General features: G+C 61.6%; 19 protein-coding genes and 1 tRNA gene. 7 read left to right on the plus strand and 13 right to left on the minus strand.

What is annotated here, in order from left to right:
• Nucleotide 1: 1 nt before the first annotated feature.
• The 3 genes from pcaF to LDZ21_RS08120 are packed head-to-tail and all read right to left on the minus strand — an operon-like array spanning nt 2 to nt 2596.
• Complete coding sequence (gene pcaF, locus LDZ21_RS08110) at nt 2–1204, minus strand: 3-oxoadipyl-CoA thiolase (protein ID WP_244792610.1); 1203 nt, start codon at nt 1202–1204, stop codon at nt 2–4.
• A 28-nt stretch (nt 1205–1232) separates the two neighbouring features.
• A complete protein-coding gene (locus LDZ21_RS08115) occupies nt 1233–1889 on the minus strand; it encodes a 3-oxoacid CoA-transferase subunit B (RefSeq protein WP_035966997.1) in 657 nt (218 codons plus the stop codon).
• Between the two features lie 14 nt (nt 1890–1903).
• A complete protein-coding gene (locus LDZ21_RS08120; protein ID WP_244792612.1) occupies nt 1904–2596 on the minus strand; it encodes a 3-oxoacid CoA-transferase subunit A in 693 nt (230 codons plus the stop codon).
• A gap of 243 nt (nt 2597–2839) precedes the next feature.
• Here LDZ21_RS08120 and LDZ21_RS08125 point away from each other — a divergent pair, with 243 nt between their 5' ends.
• The 7 genes from LDZ21_RS08125 (at nt 2840) to LDZ21_RS08155 (ending at nt 7553) form a co-directional block, all read left to right on the plus strand.
• Nucleotides 2840–3643, plus strand: coding sequence for an IclR family transcriptional regulator (locus LDZ21_RS08125; protein ID WP_244792614.1), 804 nt, complete (start codon nt 2840–2842; stop codon nt 3641–3643).
• Nucleotides 3644–3650: 7 nt separating this feature from the next.
• Nucleotides 3651–4574: a LysR family transcriptional regulator gene (locus tag LDZ21_RS08130; protein WP_244792616.1), complete on the plus strand. Its 924-nt coding sequence runs from the start codon at nt 3651–3653 to the stop codon at nt 4572–4574.
• Between the two features lie 58 nt (nt 4575–4632).
• Nucleotides 4633–5526 (plus strand): LysR family transcriptional regulator, encoded by an 894-nt coding sequence (locus tag LDZ21_RS08135; protein ID WP_244792619.1) that lies wholly within the window; start codon nt 4633–4635, stop codon nt 5524–5526.
• Nucleotides 5527–5626: 100 nt separating this feature from the next.
• Entirely contained in the window at nt 5627–6022 is a 396-nt protein-coding gene (locus tag LDZ21_RS08140) for a hypothetical protein (RefSeq protein ID WP_244792621.1), read from the plus strand.
• Nucleotides 6023–6130: 108 nt separating this feature from the next.
• Nucleotides 6131–6207: transfer RNA gene (locus LDZ21_RS08145), tRNA-Pro, on the plus strand.
• 103 nt (nt 6208–6310) lie between these two features.
• The gene (locus LDZ21_RS08150; RefSeq protein ID WP_244792623.1) at nt 6311–7021 is read left to right on the plus strand and encodes a DUF4145 domain-containing protein; all 711 of its coding nucleotides are present in this window, start codon (nt 6311–6313) and stop codon (nt 7019–7021) included.
• A 247-nt stretch (nt 7022–7268) separates the two neighbouring features.
• Nucleotides 7269–7553, plus strand: coding sequence for a hypothetical protein (locus LDZ21_RS08155; RefSeq protein WP_244792625.1), 285 nt, complete (start codon nt 7269–7271; stop codon nt 7551–7553).
• A gap of 54 nt (nt 7554–7607) precedes the next feature.
• On the opposite strand, the gene LDZ21_RS08160 is transcribed toward LDZ21_RS08155, so the two are convergent.
• The 10 genes from LDZ21_RS08160 to LDZ21_RS08205 all read right to left on the minus strand — a co-directional run bounded on the left by LDZ21_RS08160 (nt 7608) and on the right by LDZ21_RS08205 (nt 16143).
• Nucleotides 7608–8567 carry a hypothetical protein gene (locus LDZ21_RS08160; protein WP_244792627.1) on the minus strand — a complete coding sequence of 320 codons (960 nt, stop codon included), beginning with the start codon at nt 8565–8567 and terminating at the stop codon, nt 7608–7610.
• A gap of 307 nt (nt 8568–8874) precedes the next feature.
• Entirely contained in the window at nt 8875–9177 is a 303-nt protein-coding gene (locus tag LDZ21_RS08165; RefSeq protein WP_244792628.1) for a hypothetical protein, read from the minus strand.
• Nucleotides 9178–9188: 11 nt separating this feature from the next.
• Nucleotides 9189–9677 (minus strand): glycoside hydrolase family 24 protein, encoded by a 489-nt coding sequence (locus LDZ21_RS08170; protein WP_244794799.1) that lies wholly within the window; start codon nt 9675–9677, stop codon nt 9189–9191.
• Nucleotides 9664–9945 carry a DUF7940 domain-containing protein gene (locus LDZ21_RS08175; RefSeq protein ID WP_244792630.1) on the minus strand — a complete coding sequence of 94 codons (282 nt, stop codon included), beginning with the start codon at nt 9943–9945 and terminating at the stop codon, nt 9664–9666. Before LDZ21_RS08175 ends, LDZ21_RS08170 begins: the two co-directional genes overlap by 14 nt.
• 64 nt (nt 9946–10009) lie before the next feature.
• Nucleotides 10010–10585, minus strand: coding sequence for a hypothetical protein (locus LDZ21_RS08180; RefSeq protein ID WP_244792632.1), 576 nt, complete (start codon nt 10583–10585; stop codon nt 10010–10012).
• Nucleotides 10582–11037, minus strand: coding sequence for a hypothetical protein (locus LDZ21_RS08185; protein WP_244792634.1), 456 nt, complete (start codon nt 11035–11037; stop codon nt 10582–10584). The genes LDZ21_RS08180 and LDZ21_RS08185 overlap by 4 nt, the downstream gene beginning before the upstream one ends.
• Nucleotides 11034–11252, minus strand: coding sequence for a hypothetical protein (locus LDZ21_RS08190; RefSeq protein WP_035964368.1), 219 nt, complete (start codon nt 11250–11252; stop codon nt 11034–11036). Before LDZ21_RS08190 ends, LDZ21_RS08185 begins: the two co-directional genes overlap by 4 nt.
• A gap of 81 nt (nt 11253–11333) precedes the next feature.
• Nucleotides 11334–11648 carry a hypothetical protein gene (locus LDZ21_RS08195; protein ID WP_244792636.1) on the minus strand — a complete coding sequence of 105 codons (315 nt, stop codon included), beginning with the start codon at nt 11646–11648 and terminating at the stop codon, nt 11334–11336.
• A 6-nt stretch (nt 11649–11654) separates the two neighbouring features.
• A complete protein-coding gene (locus tag LDZ21_RS08200) occupies nt 11655–12557 on the minus strand; it encodes a hypothetical protein (protein ID WP_244792638.1) in 903 nt (300 codons plus the stop codon).
• Between the two features lie 169 nt (nt 12558–12726).
• A complete protein-coding gene (locus LDZ21_RS08205) occupies nt 12727–16143 on the minus strand; it encodes a TipJ family phage tail tip protein (RefSeq protein ID WP_244792640.1) in 3417 nt (1138 codons plus the stop codon).
• Nucleotide 16144: the final 1 nt, after the last annotated feature.

Raw genomic sequence — 16144 nt, forward strand, 5'->3', positions numbered from 1 at the left:
ATCAGACCCGCTCGATGATCATCGCAATGCCTTGCCCCACGCCGATGCACATCGTGCAAAGCGCGTAGCGGCCGCCGGTGCGATGCAGCTGGTACGTCGCCGCCGTCACGAGCCGCGCGCCCGACGCGCCCAGCGGATGACCGAGCGCGATTGCGCCGCCGTTCGGATTGACGCGGGCATCGTCGTCCGCGACGCCGAGCATGCGCAGCACCGCGAGCCCTTGCGACGCGAACGCTTCGTTCAGTTCGATCACATCCATCTGGTCGATGGTCATTCCCAGGCGCGCGAGCAGCTTTTGCGACGCCGGCGCCGGGCCGATACCCATCACGCGCGGCGGCACGCCGGCCGTCGCCATGCCGAGAATGCGCGCGCGCGGCGTGAGGCCGTGACGCTTCGCGCTTTCCTCATCGGCGATCAACATCGCGACGGCGCCGTCGTTGACGCCCGACGCGTTGCCCGCGGTCACCGAGCCGTCCGGACGCACGACGCCCTTCAGCTTCGCGAGCGCTTCGAGCGTCGTTTCGCGCGGATGCTCGTCCTGCGTGACGACGATCGCATCGCCCTTTTTCTGCGGGATCGTGACCGGCGTGATTTCCTGCGCGAGCGTGCCGTCCTTCTGTGCACGCGATGCCTTCTGCTGCGAGCGCAGCGCGAACGCGTCCTGATCGGCGCGGCTCACCTTGTAATCGTCGGCGACGTTCTCGGCGGTTTCGGGCATCGAATCGACGCCGTATTGCTTCTTCATCAGCGGATTGACGAAGCGCCAGCCGATGGTCGTATCGAAAATCTCGGCCTGACGCGAGAACGCGGTCGCGGCCTTGCCCATCACGAAGGGCGCGCGGCTCATGCTTTCGACGCCGCCCGCGATCAGCAATCCCGCTTCACCCGACTTGACCGCACGCGCCGCGATGCCGATTGCATCCATGCCCGAGCCGCACAGGCGGTTGACCGTCGATCCCGGCGTGCCGACCGGCAGCCCGGCGAGCAGCGCCGACATGCGCGCGACGTTGCGATTGTCCTCGCCCGCCTGATTCGCGCAGCCGTAGATCACTTCCTCGACCGCTTCCCAGTCCACTTCCTTGTTGCGCTCGACGAGCGCGCGCAGCGGCACCGCGCCGAGATCGTCGGCACGCACGGACGACAGCGCGCCCGCATAACGGCCGATCGGCGTGCGGATCGCATCACATACGAATGCTTCTTTCATCGGTTGCTCCAGTTCTGTGTAGTGTCTCTCAGGCTGCTTCGGAAATCGGCGCGTACTGCAGCGGGACCTTGGCGAGCTTCTGCAATTCATCGAACGACAGACCGTCGACGATCTCGCGCACGACGAAGCCTTCCGGCGTCACGTCGAACACGGCGAGGTCGGTATAGACGCGGTCCACGCACTGCACGCCCGTCACCGGATAGGAACACTCGGCCACGAGCTTGCTTTCGCCTTGCTTGGTGAGCAGTTCCATCATCACGTAGACCTGCTTTGCGCCGATGGCGAGATCCATCGCGCCGCCGACAGCCGGAATCGCGTCGGGCGCGCCGGTGTGCCAGTTCGCGAGGTCGCCCTGGGCCGACACCTGAAACGCGCCGAGCACGCAAAAATCGAGGTGGCCGCCGCGCATCATCGCGAAGGAATCCGCGTGATGGAAGAACGCGCCGCCCGTCAGCAGCGTCACATGCTGCTTGCCGGCATTGATCAGTTCGTCGTCTTCCTCGCCTTTCGCGGGCGCGGGGCCCATGCCGAGCAGGCCGTTTTCGCTGTGCAGAAAGATCTCGCGATCCGCCGCGAGATGATTGGCGACGAGCGTCGGCACGCCGATGCCGAGGTTCACGTACGCGCCTTCCGGAATGTCCGCGGCCACGCGCTTGGCCATTTCGTCACGAGTCAGTTTCTTCATGGCTTTTCGTCCTTTCAGGCAGCGAGTTCAGCTTGATGCACCGCTTGCGGCACTTCCACGACGCGCTGGACGAAAATGCCCGGCGTCACGATGTTTTCAGGGTCCAGCTCGCCGAGCGGCACGACTTTCGACACCTGGACGATGGCCGTCTTCGCGGCGCTCGCCATGATCGGCCCGAAGTTGCGCGCCGTTTTACGATAGACCAGATTGCCCCAGCGGTCGCCCTTATATGCCTTCACGAGCGCGAAGTCGGCATGGAGCGGCGATTCGAGCACGTAATGCTTGCCGTCGATTTCGCGCGTCTCCTTGCCTTCCGCGAGCTTGGTGCCGTAACCGGTCGGCGTGAAGAAACCGCCGATGCCCGCGCCCGCCGCGCGGATGCGCTCGGCGAGATTGCCCTGCGGCACGAGTTCAAGCTCGATTTCGCCGGCGCGATACAGCGCGTCGAACACGTGCGAATCGGTCTGGCGCGGGAACGAGCAGATGATCTTGCGCACGCGCTTCGCGTTGAGCAGCGCGGCGAGGCCCGTATCGCCGTTGCCTGCATTATTGTTGACGATGGTCAGTTCACGCGCGCCCTGCTCGATGAGCGCGTCGATCAGCTCGGACGGCATGCCCGCCGTGCCGAAACCGCCGATCATGATGGTCGCGCCATCGTGGACGTCGGCCACCGCCGACGCGAGCGAATCGAAAGTCTTGTTGATCATTGCGTTGTTCTCCTGTGACGAGAACCGGCTCGTCGCCGTGGTCATCGCCTTGTGAAGCCGTCAGCGCGCATTTGGCGCTCTAAGCCGGGGTATACCCGCTGCTGTGCCCTCTTGCATCGAAATGTTCGTCATGCGAACATGGATTCGTTTAGCGAACATCGGCATGTTAGTCCCGCGTTCGTTGCGGTGTCAACGAAGCCCGCGCGTTTCGCGGGTTTGTACCGAGTCTCCTCACCTGAATTCATGGACACTTTTCCTTCGGATGCGCAAGACGCCCCTTCCCGTCCCGGCGATGCCTATGTGCAATCGTTCGCGCGCGGACTTTCGGTCATCCGCTCGTTCGATGCGAACCGCCCCGCGCAGACGCTGACCGAAGTCGCGGCCGCCGCGGGCCTCACGCGCGCCGGCGCACGGCGCATCCTGCTCACGCTTCAGACGCTCGGCTACGTCGAGGCCGACGGGCGGCTGTTCCAGCTCACGCCGAAGATCCTGGATCTCGGCTTCGCCTATCTCACGTCGATGCCGTTCTGGAATCTCGCCGAACCGGTGATGGAAGACCTCGTCGAGCAGGTGCACGAAAGCTGTTCGGCGGCCGTGCTGAATGGCGCGGAGATCGTGTATGTGCTGCGCGTGCCGACGCACAAGATCATCACGCAGAATCTGTCGATCGGCAGCCGACTGCCCGCGTTCTGCACGTCGATGGGCCGCGTCCTGCTGTCCGCGCTCGACGACGGTCGTCTCGACGCGTTGCTCGATGCCAGCGATATCGTCGCGCGCACGCCGCATACGATCGTCGATCGCGGCGCGCTGAAGGAAGCGATTGCGGCGGTGCGCCGCCAGGGCTGGGCGATCGTCGACCAGGAACTGGAGGAAGGCCTGATTTCGATGTCCGCGCCGATCCGCGACCGGCAGGGGCGCATCATCGCCGCGCTGAACATCAGCGGCAACGCGCAGCGCAAGAGCGCGAAGCAGATGGTGAAGGCGTTTCTGGAGCCTTTGCAGGACGCAGCGCAGCGCGTGTCCGAGATGGTCGCGCGACGCGGCTGATCGCAACATGGACGAACTCGATCTGAACCTGATCCCGTTCCTCGTCGCGATCGCGGAAACGCGCAACGTGAGCCGCGCCGCCGAGCGGCTCGGTGTGAGTCAGCCGCGTGTATCGACGGCGCTCGGGCGGCTGCGCGAATACTTCAACGATCCGTTATTCGTGCGGACCTCGCGTGGCATGGAACCGACGCCGCGCGCACTCGCCCTCGTGCCCGCCGCCCGCGACGCGCTCGGGTGCATCGAGCGCGGCCTGCTCGACACCCAGCACTTCGATCCCTCCTCGAGCACCGATACGTTCTCGATCGCGCTATCCGATGTCGGCGAAATCGTCTTCCTGCCGCGACTCTTGCAGGCGTTCGCGAAAGATGCGCCCGGCGCGAATCTGCGCTCGGTGTCCGTATCGCATGGAGATGTGGAGCGCGGACTGGAAGCAGGCGAAATCGATCTTGCGGTCGGCTATTTTCCGGACCTGCGCGGCAACAACTTTTTTCAGCAGCGACTCTTCTCGCATCGCTTCATCTGTCTGATGCGGCGCGATCATCCGTACGCGAACGAGCCGCTCACGCTCGAGCGCTTCGTCGAATGCGGACATGCGGTCGTGCGCGCCGAAGGACGAAGCCAGGAAGTGCTCGAAAACTATCTCGACAAGGAACGTGTCCGGCGGCGCGCGGTGCTCGAAACGCCGCACTTCATGAGCCTGCCGTTCATTCTCTCGCGCACCGATCTGATCGCGACGGTGCCGCATGCGATCGGCTTCGCGTATGTCGCGGAACACGCGTCGATCACACTGGCCGAGCCGCCGCTACCGCTGCCGCGCTTCGATCTTCGCCAGCACTGGCATCGCAAGTTCCATAACGATCCGCGCACGACCTGGCTGCGCGGCGTGGTCGCGTCGCTCTTCAACGACGCGCTCGACGAATGGCCGAAGTGAGCGTTCATCGATGGATTGGCGCTAACATCGCCGTTTTCTTCCTGCCGGAAAGTGACCGATGGATGCGCTGACCAGTTTGCGCGTGTTCCGCGAAGTCGTCGACGCGGGCAGCTTCGTGAAGGCCGCCGAGCGCCTCGACATTTCGACCGCGATGACGAGCAAGCATGTCGCCAATCTGGAACGGCAACTCGGCGTGCGTCTGCTTCACCGCACGACGCGCCATCTGAGCCTGACCGAAGCGGGCAGCGTCTATTACGAGCAGTGCAGCGAAGCGCTGGACATTCTGAAGGCGGCCGAGGCGGCGGTCGGTGTGCAGACCGCGCAGCCGCAGGGCGTGCTCAAGGTGACGGCGCCCGGCTGGTTCGCGAATCGGCGGTTCGCGGACTTGCTCCTTGCGTATCAGGCGCGCTATCCGGGCGTGCTCGTCGATCTGCGGCTGGAGAACCGCTTCGTCGATCTCGTCGAAGAAGGCTACGACATGGCGCTGCGTGCGACGTGGGAGCCGTCGCCTTCGCTGATCGTGCGGCCGCTGTGCAAGATGCCGTTCGTGCTGGTGGCGTCGCGTGCGTATCTGGACCGACATGGCGAGCCGCGCCATCCGAACGACATCGCGCGCCATCGCCTCATCCTGCCGACTTATACGAACATCGAGTCGGTCACGCTGACGGGCCCGGATGGCGAAGTCGTCGTAAAAAATCACGCGGTGCTGAAAACCAACGACAGTTCGATGCTGTTGCAACTCGTCCACGCCGGCATGGGACTCGCGTACGTTCCGCAGTGGATGATCGATCAGGAACTGGCGTCGGGTGGGCTCGTGCATGTGTTGCCGCAATACACGGCGTTCGCGCCATCGGTGTACGCCGTCTACACGAGCCGCAAATACATGACGACGAAGGTCCGCACGTTCATCGACTTTCTCTCCGAATCGCTGGGCGATCGGCCAAATTGTTAGGATTACTCCTATTCAAGCGTCCTGTACCTCATGTGAAGATCGCGCCGGCGTCCGCTTGCCCGGACCGGCTCATTCTTCTTTGCACGAGGCATCACGCAATATGGACTTCCCCTGGATTCCGTTGTTTTTCAACTTCTTGCTGCTGGGCATCGTGTTATTTGTTTGCCGCACGATCAATGCAAGCCACGGCAAATTGCTGTGGAACGGCGCGCTGATTTACTTCGTCTTCTGCTTTCTGGCGATGGTTCTGGATTTCACGCTGACGATGGTCTTCGCGCCCGCGAGCTTCCATGACCATACGCAGTATGAAACCGTCGCGTCGCGCATGGCGTGGGCCGGGCGTTTCTTCGGCTATCTCGCTCCGTGCGCGGTGTCGCTCGTGATGGGGCTTCTGTTCCGCAAGCGTCAGCAGTCGGCGGCATCGCCTGCGCGGGCGATTGTCGACACGGCGAAATCGGTCGCGCCTGGCGAGGCATCGGCGGCTGTGGCGTCGTGATGTGCTTCGTCGACCTTGGCGGGTCGAAAGTGGATTTGGCAACGTTTGCATCAAAAATCGCCGCAGCAGTTCTACTATTCGATTCGCTCTGATATACTTTCGCTCTTTCGGGGCGTAGCGCAGCCTGGTAGCGTACCTGCATGGGGTGCAGGTGGTCGGAGGTTCAAATCCTCTCGCCCCGACCAGATTAGAACCCGCGTCAGCATTGGCTGGCGCGGGTTTTTTCTCGTCAAGTGACTGTATAAAAACACAGTGCTTGTTTGGCGCCGTGTTAGGCGCGCCTAATACATGGACCATATGGCTACTAACTTCAACTGGTTATGCCCGCACTGTGAGCGTCATGTGACTATCTCCCCAGCAAGACGTTCAAACGCATTGCACACGCTGAAAATCGACAACAGCGTCGGCCGCCGGACACTGCTCTCTTCATTCATCGTATGCCCGAATGAGGAGTGTGAGAAATACACGCTTGACCTCAGGTTGGCCTCCACTTATTACAACGCTGGCACTGGAGAGGAGCTGATTCACGAAACGATCGAATACCTTCGATTCGAGCCGCGTGGCGGAGCGCGTTCGTTCCCTGAATGCGTGCCGGCTGTATTGCGCGACGACTATCGCGAAGCATGCTTGATTGCAGACCTGAGCCCGAAGGCTTCTGCGACGCTTTCCCGTCGAGTGTTGCAGGGCATGATCAGAGACTTCTGGAACGTCAGAATCGACAGGCCAACCCTTTGGGCTGAGATCAAGGCAATTGAGGATAAGGTTGATGCTGACACATGGCAGGCAATCAAGGCCGTCAAAGATTTAGGCAACATCGGCGCTCATATGCAGGCGGACATAAACGTGATCGTGGAAGTAGATCCGGAAGAAGCGAGGTTGCTAATCGGCCTGACCGAAACACTGTTCGACGAATGGTATGTGGCACGGGAAACTCGGCGTCAAAGAATGGCGGCCATCGCGACAGCAGCGAAGGCCAAGATCCTTCCTGCACCACAGTGATCCAGGGCGCTGGGCAGCGTGCGGATCGGGCTGCGCCACGCCTTGGAATATACTGTACGTTTATACAGTATTCGCGATAGGCAGAAAGGACTAGAAATGGCGGCGATGTGGTGCCCTGTCTGCGCGCGGCGGCTGGCGCGCGAAGAGTTTCAACCGGCGGTCGGCGACATGCCGGGTCGGTGGATGTGCGGGGATTGCGATTGCGTCGTCAACGAATATGACGACGAGTACGAGCAGCCTGAGTGCGATGGGTAAGAACGGAAGCGTTCTTCTTGGCGAACTCGCGGCGCGCGCGAGCCATATTGACATCGAGTGCTCCCGATGCGATCGCAAAGGCCGGTACCGAGTTGCCAAATTGGTCGCGCGGCTCGGCGACGACTTCCCGATGACGGACCTCGGCGCCGAGCTGGCGGATTGCCCGCGGCGGAGCGCCGCCGCTCATCACGAGCGGTGCGACGTGAATTTCCCCAAGCTTCCGCAGATCATGTCTGACGACGAGGAAGAATCCCCGTCCACCAGCGGCGATTCCTGAGCGCACTAGTAGGGGCCGCTCGGCGGATGATGGTCCGCGTTTCCTAAGCCTGCGTCAAAGCACTCGGATGATCTGCGCGGACTTAACCGCGTTGCGAACGTAGGTCGCATTCACTTCCAGCGCAACTTTCTGGCGACCGCGGATGGCGAGCCAGAGCTTGTTGATTTGATCTGCGTCGAAGTCGTCGTCCTGCATGATCGCAGAGAACTCACCAGTTTTCTCACTTGCCAAGATGAGCTTGGTCATGCTGCTGTCCCGCGTCTCGACTCGGACAACGACGAAATCCGCAGTCACGATAACCGCCGCAGGCTTTTCTTTTGCCGCTCGTTGATTGATCTCATCGATCGCGTCTTTGTCGAACGTCACAGAACCGACGCGAACTTCCGTCGCGCCTTGAGCTCGCTTCACAATCGCTCGAGCCCCTTCCTCTGACGCCTTAGCGAACTGCGTAGCGATAGGATTGCCCTTCACTGCATCAGCGATGACCTTGAATTGTTCCGTCCGCTGTTGCTCTTCGTCGGATTTGGCGTGCGCTTCGATTTGCGCTTTCTGAACTTCAGCATTTGCGTCGATGAGATGCACGGCACCGAAGCCTGTTGCCAGGATGAGCGCGACGGCGACGACCGAGATTGCCTTGTGCTTGCTATCCATTTTTGTGATGCCTTCGGCGAACTTTTCAAGGAACGTCTCGAGCATCGCGCCGATGTCGAGGGAACCCTTCTCCAAATCGAAGACTATCTTGTAGTCGTCTTTCTGCTCGGCAGTGAGGCGACGAATGTCCTCCACTCCGTACAGACTGAAGGCAACAGCATTGTATATTGCTTCCTGAAACTCCCAGAGGCCGCGTGCGAATTCACCGGGAAAGCTACCATGGTAGTTTTCCCCCTCGATATGGATCGAAATTTGTGCTAATTCGCCTCCGACAATTACGGCCGGAACATCGTCTTCCTCCCGGGCTAAATTAGCTGAGATGAAGTCAACCGCGTCCTTTTTTGTTCTGATTTCTACAACCATGCTGCCCCCTATGCGTTGAGAGCAGCACTCTACCACCACGGTAATGCGATCATGCCAGCATCACCATTCACGTAGCGCTTACCCGGCTACATCGCCGGGCAATTCTTCGCAACCGCCAGATCATGCGCGAGGATCTGGCGCTTCGTGTCCTCCGTGTCCGCCTTGCTCGCCGAAATCGGCTTGACCCAGTTGCACGCTGTATCAACGACCTTCGTAACGGTCACTGTCTGAGGCGGCTGGGGCGTTGGGTCTGTCGTCGCACACCCACTGGTTGCCAGTGCGCAGCAGATAATCATGGCCCGCATGTTCATTGCTGGTCCTTTCGAAGTGCACCGAGCTGGGCGAGTTCGGCGTCGAGGTCTTCTCGCGCCGTAGACGCAGCCGTTTGATCAGCCGCCGTGCGATTGACGACGGCCTGCTCGCCGGCCGCAGACGCAGCAGCATTCGCCTGATCGACTTCGCTTTGCTTCTGGGCGACGGCGCGCGCCGCGTCCGCTTTCGCTGCTGCGGCGTCGGCGGTCGCCGACTTAGCTTGCTGATGGCGAAAGGAGCCGAACAGAATCCCCCCCGCCAGACCAAGCCCCCCAATGATCCACGGACCGATCTTCAACAATAGTTCGATCATGCTGCGACTCCTCCGCCGGCGGCCTTATATGCCGCCAGCAAATGCGCGATCTGGTTTTCGTGTTGGCCATACCCAGCGCCGGGCAAGCTGGCCCACACGTTGGCGACCTTCGCCACCGCCTCCGGAAACCGCCCAGCATCGATGAACGGCAACGCGCCGTGCTCACGCAGTTGCTGGAGCGCGTACTTGTCCTGCGACAGTGGAGAGAAGTCAGGCAGCTTCATCTGCTGCTTATATATGCGCCACCACTTGATGAGAATCTGGTAGCGGCCCGCAGCGGTCGAGTTGTGCGTCGGGTTATAGATGTTCGGATGGTCGACGTAGCTCCTGAACGTCAGCGGCCGCGCCGGCGTCGCGCCGACTAGCACGTTGTAACCGTCGTCCGTCTTCGCCATCAACACAGCGCCGATCTCGCTCGCCGCAATCATGTCGAGGAAGGCGACGCGGTTCTTGCCGCCAGCTACTGCAGCGTCAATTCGCGCCATCATCGCCCTCCTTCCAGCGGCGCACGGACGTGTATCGGATCGCGATGAAGCTCAGACCGAAGAGCGTGTACGCGATCCACTGCTGGACGTTTTGCGGGATGACATCGCGCAGCTCGCGCGGCATGCCTTCCCATGCCTGGGCGATGAGCGGGCCAGCGGCGGCCAGCGCGGTGAATGCTGCGCCGGCGATGACGGTGCCGCGCTTATGTAGCTTCTGCCACCCGTCGGCGAGCGTCAGCCGCAACCGGGTGAACGGGATCAGAGGCATATGCCCTCCAGAAATAAAAAAACCGGCTCGGGGCCGGGTTCAGGTGGTGGGAAACAGTTACGGGTCAGCGGCGATTGCCAGCCCATGGTGTCGGTGGCACGGCGGCGGTGCCATGCGTAGCGGTGTCGAGTTTCTTCTCGGTCGCCTTTGCGGCGGACGCGGCCTCGGTCGCCTGCTGTTGCGCGACGTCTGTCTTGACGAGGATCTGATCGGTCTTCTGCGCGGCGACGGCCGCCGCTGCCGCAGCCTTCTGCGCTGCGACGATCGCAGCCGCCTGCGCGCGCTCGCGCTCAGCTGCACGCCGATCATTCTTCGCGTCCATCAACGCGAGCGCCTGGCCGAACTTCGCGATCGCGTCACCGAAGTTGTTCACATCGATGGCGTATTGCGCCGACTGCCTGCCAAGCCGCTGTTCGTACTCGAGCTTCTGCTGCGCGAGTTGTTCCTTCAGCTCGACGATGTCCTGTTGGCTTTTGCTCGCCTGCATGGTGCTTCCGGCGTACACACCCGCGACGCCCGTGCACAGAGCACCGAACAGCAGAATCGCGCAGACCCACGGCAGATGCTTCGCGCGTAGGAAGTACGCTTGCTCGACGTGCACACCATCGCGCGCCTTAACCGGCTCTGTCAGATCAGTCATTCGGTCACCGTTATTCGGATCGGCGGATAGACGTTGCTCTCGTCGCGTCCGACCAGGTTGTTCTGGAAGCGAGAGACATTTCGGTACTCGTAGTCGCCCGGGGGAAGCGTCGGCGGGATCTCGAACGCGGAGCTGCGCAGGGCGCATCCGGACTTCGCCAAGGTGGCGGTGCCGCGTAGCGCCACGTATGCCTTGCGATCCAGGTCGTAGAGCGAGGGAGACTGCTCCGCATAGATGTCGCGGTCGAGGCAGACATTGCGGCGCACATACATCCACTCGCCCCGGTGAAAGTTCGATCTCCGTACACCGTCTTTATCGAAGGCAGCAGCCGGTCCGGCGTGATATGGGTTGCCGCCCACGAGCGCGATATACATCAGCGCGGCGGCGCTGGCGATGAGCGTCACGGCGTACATTCCTCCAATGGCAATCTGCTTCCGATCTTCGGGCTTCATTTAACGATCACCTTTGCCAACAGCGCGGCGAGAACAGAGGTCAAGGTCGTGCCCGCAAGCGAATAGACGAGGATCTTCACAACGGTAAATTCCGTCTTCGTGACGAACGTATCGATTCGGATGGAGACACCCGTTTTCCATTCCCGCAGAGCAGCAAGTTCCTCGCCGTGCTCAGCAACTTTGTCCCGCAAGCCCGAAATTTCATCAGCAGGCATTCAGCACCCCTCGTGCGCCGGTCATCCGGGCATAAAAAAACCGCCCTTGGCCGAGGGCGGCTGCGTCCGTTGCTCCGCTGTTTATTCGACGATCGTGCCGCCAGCGAAGGCGTATCTGTTTGCGTATGGTGGCGTGTTCACGTCGGCCGGCTGCGGCTCGATCAGCAGCGCTTCTGCGTATCCCTTTGGATCAGCGTTGCTCTCGGGCATGCCTTCGAGCACGATCTGTTGCGAGTAGATCGGAGACTTGCCTGCGTCCTTCGCCTCCTTCGACAGAAACGATGCAACCGTCGCCGTGCATTGCCCCGACACATAGTCGAGCGTCAGTTGCTGAACGACGTGATAGCTTGCGACCGCCCACGTACTCGGCGTCGTGTAGTTCGATGCGATTGGCATAGTGCCTCACAGATAAGAGATGTCGACAGCCATGTAGCTCCACGAAAGAGCTTCGCGGAAGCCGGTGTAATTGTTGACGTTTCGGTTATCGCCGAAACTCGTCATGTTCGTGTTGATTGCATTCCCTGATGTCCGAAACGTCGACAGGTAGATGCCGGCGTTCGTGGCGCCACCGGACCCACCGCCAATGGCCCAAGCCGGCTGAATGCACGCCACGCCAACGCGCTCGACCACCGAATATGAATTTGTGCCTTGGTCCGACGCCCATGTGCCGCTGTCCGTCGTATAGCCGGTAGATCCGTACGCATATTTCGGATTGCCTTGCGCAAACCCTACGGGCTTCGCGAATGCAGCCGCCGCGTCGGCAACGAGTACGCCAGCAGCGTTAAACACCTGAAGCCCGAAGCGGTTGGCTGTCACACTGAAATCGTTCTTGTCGAAGACGTAGATCGTGACCGGAACAGATGCGTCGCCAACCACTGTCACCGAGAAGTTATTGCCCGACTGCGTCCACGCATGTGGACAGAGGTGAGCGCCGCTGCATTCGAAGACGACGAGCGGGCTGATCGCGTAGAACGAGAACGTCGTCGTTGGTCCGCTGGACTGATACCGTTGACCGCTCGCCACCGTGTACACCGGGATAGCACCAACGGCCATCGTCTGAGTAATCTTCTGGCGCAGTTGATAGTTCGGCAGCCCACTATCGCTATCGATCTGGATGGTGTTCGTGCCGTCTGCCGAAAAACATTGGAATCCGGCGGGCATCACTTCACCCCGTAAAACATGGTACCGACGATGGGCATGTTGTGAGATCCAAAGCCAGGTGAATAGGTCCAGCTGATGGTCGTTCCGCCTCGGGCCGGAATGGTAAATATCGGCCGGCTCACGTCCATGTCGATGAAGTTCCACAATGCCGTCGGCTGAAATGCAACGAAGATGTCGCCCTGCGCTAAGAACGGGCTGGACACTTGGTTAGGCTTGCCGTCGATAGCGGCCGACCCGACGATTCGCGCTAGCCGCGTCGTGAAGTCGACGACCAGACGGCCCGACGCATCCCATATTTGTAGTCCTGCCGGCATTACCAGAGCCCCAGGCGTACACGCAGCGTGCCGTTACCGTCGTACACGAGCAGCGTCGAATCGTTGATAGTCAGCCAGCCAGAACCAGCGTTCGCGCCGTTCATGATCAAGGAGCCGTTCTTGTTCAAGATCCACCGCGGCTGACCGTTTGCGCCGACTGCCGTCGACTGAATGATGTCGCCGATGTTCGCGTTCTGAATCCAGCCGACGCCAATCAGCGCCTGGCTCATGAACACCTGTCCGCCCTGCACGACAAACGGAGCTGTAACCGCGCTTCCGTTCGGGTCAATGATGGCAACGCGACTCGCGGAAAGCAGCACCTGTGATTCGATCACTCCGCTGCTATTGTCGGTGCCGACGCCGATACCCGAAATGTACGTTCGACCATTCGCGGTAATCTGCGTCTTGATCGTGTAGCTCGCCGCAACTTTTCCGCTGAGGTCTGCATAGGCGTTGGCGTTTGTCTGAACAGCGGCATTTGTGTTCGACAACCCTGTCTGCAGGTCTGTCACGCTGGCCTGCACGTTCGTAATTTGCTGCGCTTGAGCACTGTCCGCAGTGACGCGAGCCTGCGTCTCATTTTGAATTGCGGCGGTCAAGCCCGTCGACGCGGTTGTGATCTGCGCCGTCACGGTCTCGACGTTTCGAGCAATAGCGAGATCTGCCTCGGCGCGCGCGCTCTGTTCCGACCACACGCCGGCATATACCTGCGTCGAACCGGCGTAATCGCCGGTGCTTCCGGCAAGCGGCGGGACGACGACCTGGGCGCTGACGACATCGAGTCGTTGCGACAGCGCGCTGTCGCCGGAGATGCGAGACTGCTGCTCCTGCGTGATGGCCGCCGCGGTTTCCGTGACGGTTTGCTGCAGATCAGGGATCGCATCGATCTCTGACAGCAGATCTTCCCCGAGCGCCGTCTTCGTGATCAGACCAGCAAAGTAGGCGTTGTATTCGGCGGCGTCCGTGCTAGTGATGCCGTGAACGCCCGGATCGCCGGCCGGGAACCACGGCCCGATGTTGCCGGACGTGTCGACTAGGCGCGCCCAAAAGTAGAACGCCTGCCCCGCAGCGAATCCCATCAGGTTTGCGGTCGACTGGGGATAAGCGTAATCAGCCTGCTTCACCGCATCGGCGCGCGCCGGCGTGCGGCTATACCAGAGTTCGGTGCGCTGGGTGTCGCCGGCCGATCCATCGGCAGGGAACGTCCAAGTCACATCGATTCCGAACACCTTCGATTCGGTCGTCAGCGACGCCACGGACGGTGGCGGGCTGGTCTTACCCGTGAGCGTCGTGTCCGTGCTGTACGCCGGAACCGACGTGACGCCCATGGCGTTCTGCGCGCGCACCCGCGCCAGATACGTGCCCTGATAGATGCCGGCGACTTCCGCCTGCAGGCCGCCGGTCGGGTTGACCGTCACCCACTCGCCATTGTCTTTACGCCATTCCGGCAGATATGACACCGCCTTATCCGCGGCGTCCCACGCGATGACCATGGTCGTCTTCGCGATGCCCTGATCGATCGTCGAATACGTCGACACGCGGACGTTCGCCGGCGGCGGCTGTACAGACGGAGGAATGACTGTGACCGGGCGCACCTGAATGGCCGCGCCGCTGTCGATGGCCGCATATTTGCCCGGCTCGTACTGCGTGGCGTTGATCGTGTAGGTGATCTGCCCGTCGTCGTCCGACTCTTGCACGCTCACGACGCGGAAGAGCTGCGCGGCGAGGTCGGCGCTTTCGAGCATCCAGATCGCGCCGGCCGCCGGCTGCGTGGCGAACGCGTCGGTGACCGTGATGCTGTCGCCGGCGACGCTCTGCACCGTGCGCTTCTGCGCCAAGCCGGACGGAAGCACGATCGTCAGCGTGTCGCCGACTGAAACCGTCGGCGCCTTGTCTAGCGTCACGACGCGCCCGCTCGCCGCGCGAATGCGGCCACCGATGCGCCGCCCGCCCTTCGCCGGGTCTGCCACGGCGATGATCGTCCCCGGCGGGCAAAGCGTGCCGTCGAGCCCGACGCTAAACGAGACGGTGTTCGTCTCGTAGCGAGATGTGAGCAGCGTCCACAGCCCTAGCCGATGCGCCTGCCCTTGCGACGTCGTGCCGAACGCGGTGATCTCCGCCTTCATCACGCCGTAGCGCGCCATGCCGTCTTCATCCGGCACGTACTCGACGGCCTGCTGATAGCTGCTGGCCGGGTCGTTCCAGCTGATGAGTGCAGTCGTGTAGCGCGTCTTGCGCGACGAGCCGACATACTCGAAGGAGCCGCCGACGACGTTGGCAGCCGTGTAGACGTATTCCGGGTCTTGCGGCATGTCTGCGTTGGCGACGACCTGCCCCGGCCCCCAGTAAGCGATGCCACGGAAGACGGTCGCGAGATCCTGCAGCACCTTGTATGCGTCAGCGCGCGACTGGATGACGGCATTGCAGGTGAAGCGCGGTTCCTGCCCGCCCTTGCCGTCAGACACCATGACGTCGCAATACTGGCCGATCTGATACAGATTCCACTTGTCGATCATCGACGCGTCGACAAGCTTGCCTAAGCCATATCGCTCGTTAAGGACGATGTCGTAGAAGATCCACGCAGGGTTGTCGGTCCACGCCGTCTTGAACGTGCCGTCCCACGTGCCCGAATAATTGCGCGTATCCGGATCATAGTTGGACGGAACGCGGATGATCACGCCTTTGATGTCGTAAGACCGAGTCGGCACTGAGCTGAACGAGCGGGCGTCGAACGACAGGCCAACAAGCGCGCTCATCGGATAGCGCAGCTTGCGGTCGATGATCTCAGTGATCGCCTCAATGTTGACCGTGTCCGCGATCAGCGAGCTGTGCGCATTCGCGGTAAGGCGGCGCACGCGCACGAGCCATCCGGTCGTCGCCGTCGGCAACTCGATACGCACGCTGCGCTCATAGAGCGAGGTAGTCTTGCCGTCAAATGCGCCGGTCAGAACCTGCGCGTATGCGCCGCCATCGACGGCGAGGTCAATCGCATATTCGACCCGGTAACCCGTGACATCGCCGGTCGATTGATTCGACTGCTGGAACGCGGGCAGCCCGAAGCGGATGCGCGCCGCAGTGAGCTGCGTGTCTTGTAGGTGATGCACCCACGGCGTGTCTGACGTCAGCGGCACGCTCACCGCTGTTTCGTTTTCGACGGCCGGGAACCCGGACATATACGTCTGATCCTGCGTGCCGACGCGCGTGTCGACTGAGTAATTCGAGAAGTTCGTCGAGCCGTCGCTGTTCTGGATCGGCGTGTCGTCGAGATAGACCGACTGCAGGCCGTTCACCAGACCGACGATCGGACCTTCCGAAACGAGGTCCAGCACCTTTGCATAGGCGATCGAATGCAGACTATCCGGCGACTCCGTCGGCGTGCTCGCCGTTGCGCCGCCCTTCGCTCCATGAATGCGCATA

This window comes from Caballeronia grimmiae (assembly GCF_022879615.1).
Classification (GTDB): domain Bacteria; phylum Pseudomonadota; class Gammaproteobacteria; order Burkholderiales; family Burkholderiaceae; genus Caballeronia; species Caballeronia grimmiae.

Excerpts from the sequence above, each read along its gene's own strand:
- pcaF (WP_244792610.1), bottom strand. The coding sequence starts at position 1,204 with ATGAAAGAAGCATTCGTATGTGATGCGATCCGCACGCCGATCGGCCGT.
- LDZ21_RS08115 (WP_035966997.1), bottom strand. The coding sequence starts at position 1,889 with ATGAAGAAACTGACTCGTGACGAAATGGCCAAGCGCGTGGCCGCGGAC.
- LDZ21_RS08120 (WP_244792612.1), bottom strand. The coding sequence starts at position 2,596 with ATGATCAACAAGACTTTCGATTCGCTCGCGTCGGCGGTGGCCGACGTC.
- LDZ21_RS08125 (WP_244792614.1), top strand. The coding sequence starts at position 2,840 with ATGGACACTTTTCCTTCGGATGCGCAAGACGCCCCTTCCCGTCCCGGC.
- LDZ21_RS08130 (WP_244792616.1), top strand. The coding sequence starts at position 3,651 with ATGGACGAACTCGATCTGAACCTGATCCCGTTCCTCGTCGCGATCGCG.
- LDZ21_RS08135 (WP_244792619.1), top strand. The coding sequence starts at position 4,633 with ATGGATGCGCTGACCAGTTTGCGCGTGTTCCGCGAAGTCGTCGACGCG.
- LDZ21_RS08140 (WP_244792621.1), top strand. The coding sequence starts at position 5,627 with ATGGACTTCCCCTGGATTCCGTTGTTTTTCAACTTCTTGCTGCTGGGC.
- LDZ21_RS08150 (WP_244792623.1), top strand. The coding sequence starts at position 6,311 with ATGGACCATATGGCTACTAACTTCAACTGGTTATGCCCGCACTGTGAG.
- LDZ21_RS08155 (WP_244792625.1), top strand. The coding sequence starts at position 7,269 with ATGGGTAAGAACGGAAGCGTTCTTCTTGGCGAACTCGCGGCGCGCGCG.
- LDZ21_RS08160 (WP_244792627.1), bottom strand. The coding sequence starts at position 8,567 with ATGGTTGTAGAAATCAGAACAAAAAAGGACGCGGTTGACTTCATCTCA.
- LDZ21_RS08170 (WP_244794799.1), bottom strand. The coding sequence starts at position 9,677 with ATGGCGCGAATTGACGCTGCAGTAGCTGGCGGCAAGAACCGCGTCGCC.
- LDZ21_RS08175 (WP_244792630.1), bottom strand. The coding sequence starts at position 9,945 with ATGCCTCTGATCCCGTTCACCCGGTTGCGGCTGACGCTCGCCGACGGG.
- LDZ21_RS08180 (WP_244792632.1), bottom strand. The coding sequence starts at position 10,585 with ATGACTGATCTGACAGAGCCGGTTAAGGCGCGCGATGGTGTGCACGTC.
- LDZ21_RS08185 (WP_244792634.1), bottom strand. The coding sequence starts at position 11,037 with ATGAAGCCCGAAGATCGGAAGCAGATTGCCATTGGAGGAATGTACGCC.
- LDZ21_RS08190 (WP_035964368.1), bottom strand. The coding sequence starts at position 11,252 with ATGCCTGCTGATGAAATTTCGGGCTTGCGGGACAAAGTTGCTGAGCAC.
- LDZ21_RS08195 (WP_244792636.1), bottom strand. The coding sequence starts at position 11,648 with ATGCCAATCGCATCGAACTACACGACGCCGAGTACGTGGGCGGTCGCA.
- LDZ21_RS08205 (WP_244792640.1), bottom strand. The coding sequence starts at position 16,143 with ATGCGCATTCATGGAGCGAAGGGCGGCGCAACGGCGAGCACGCCGACG.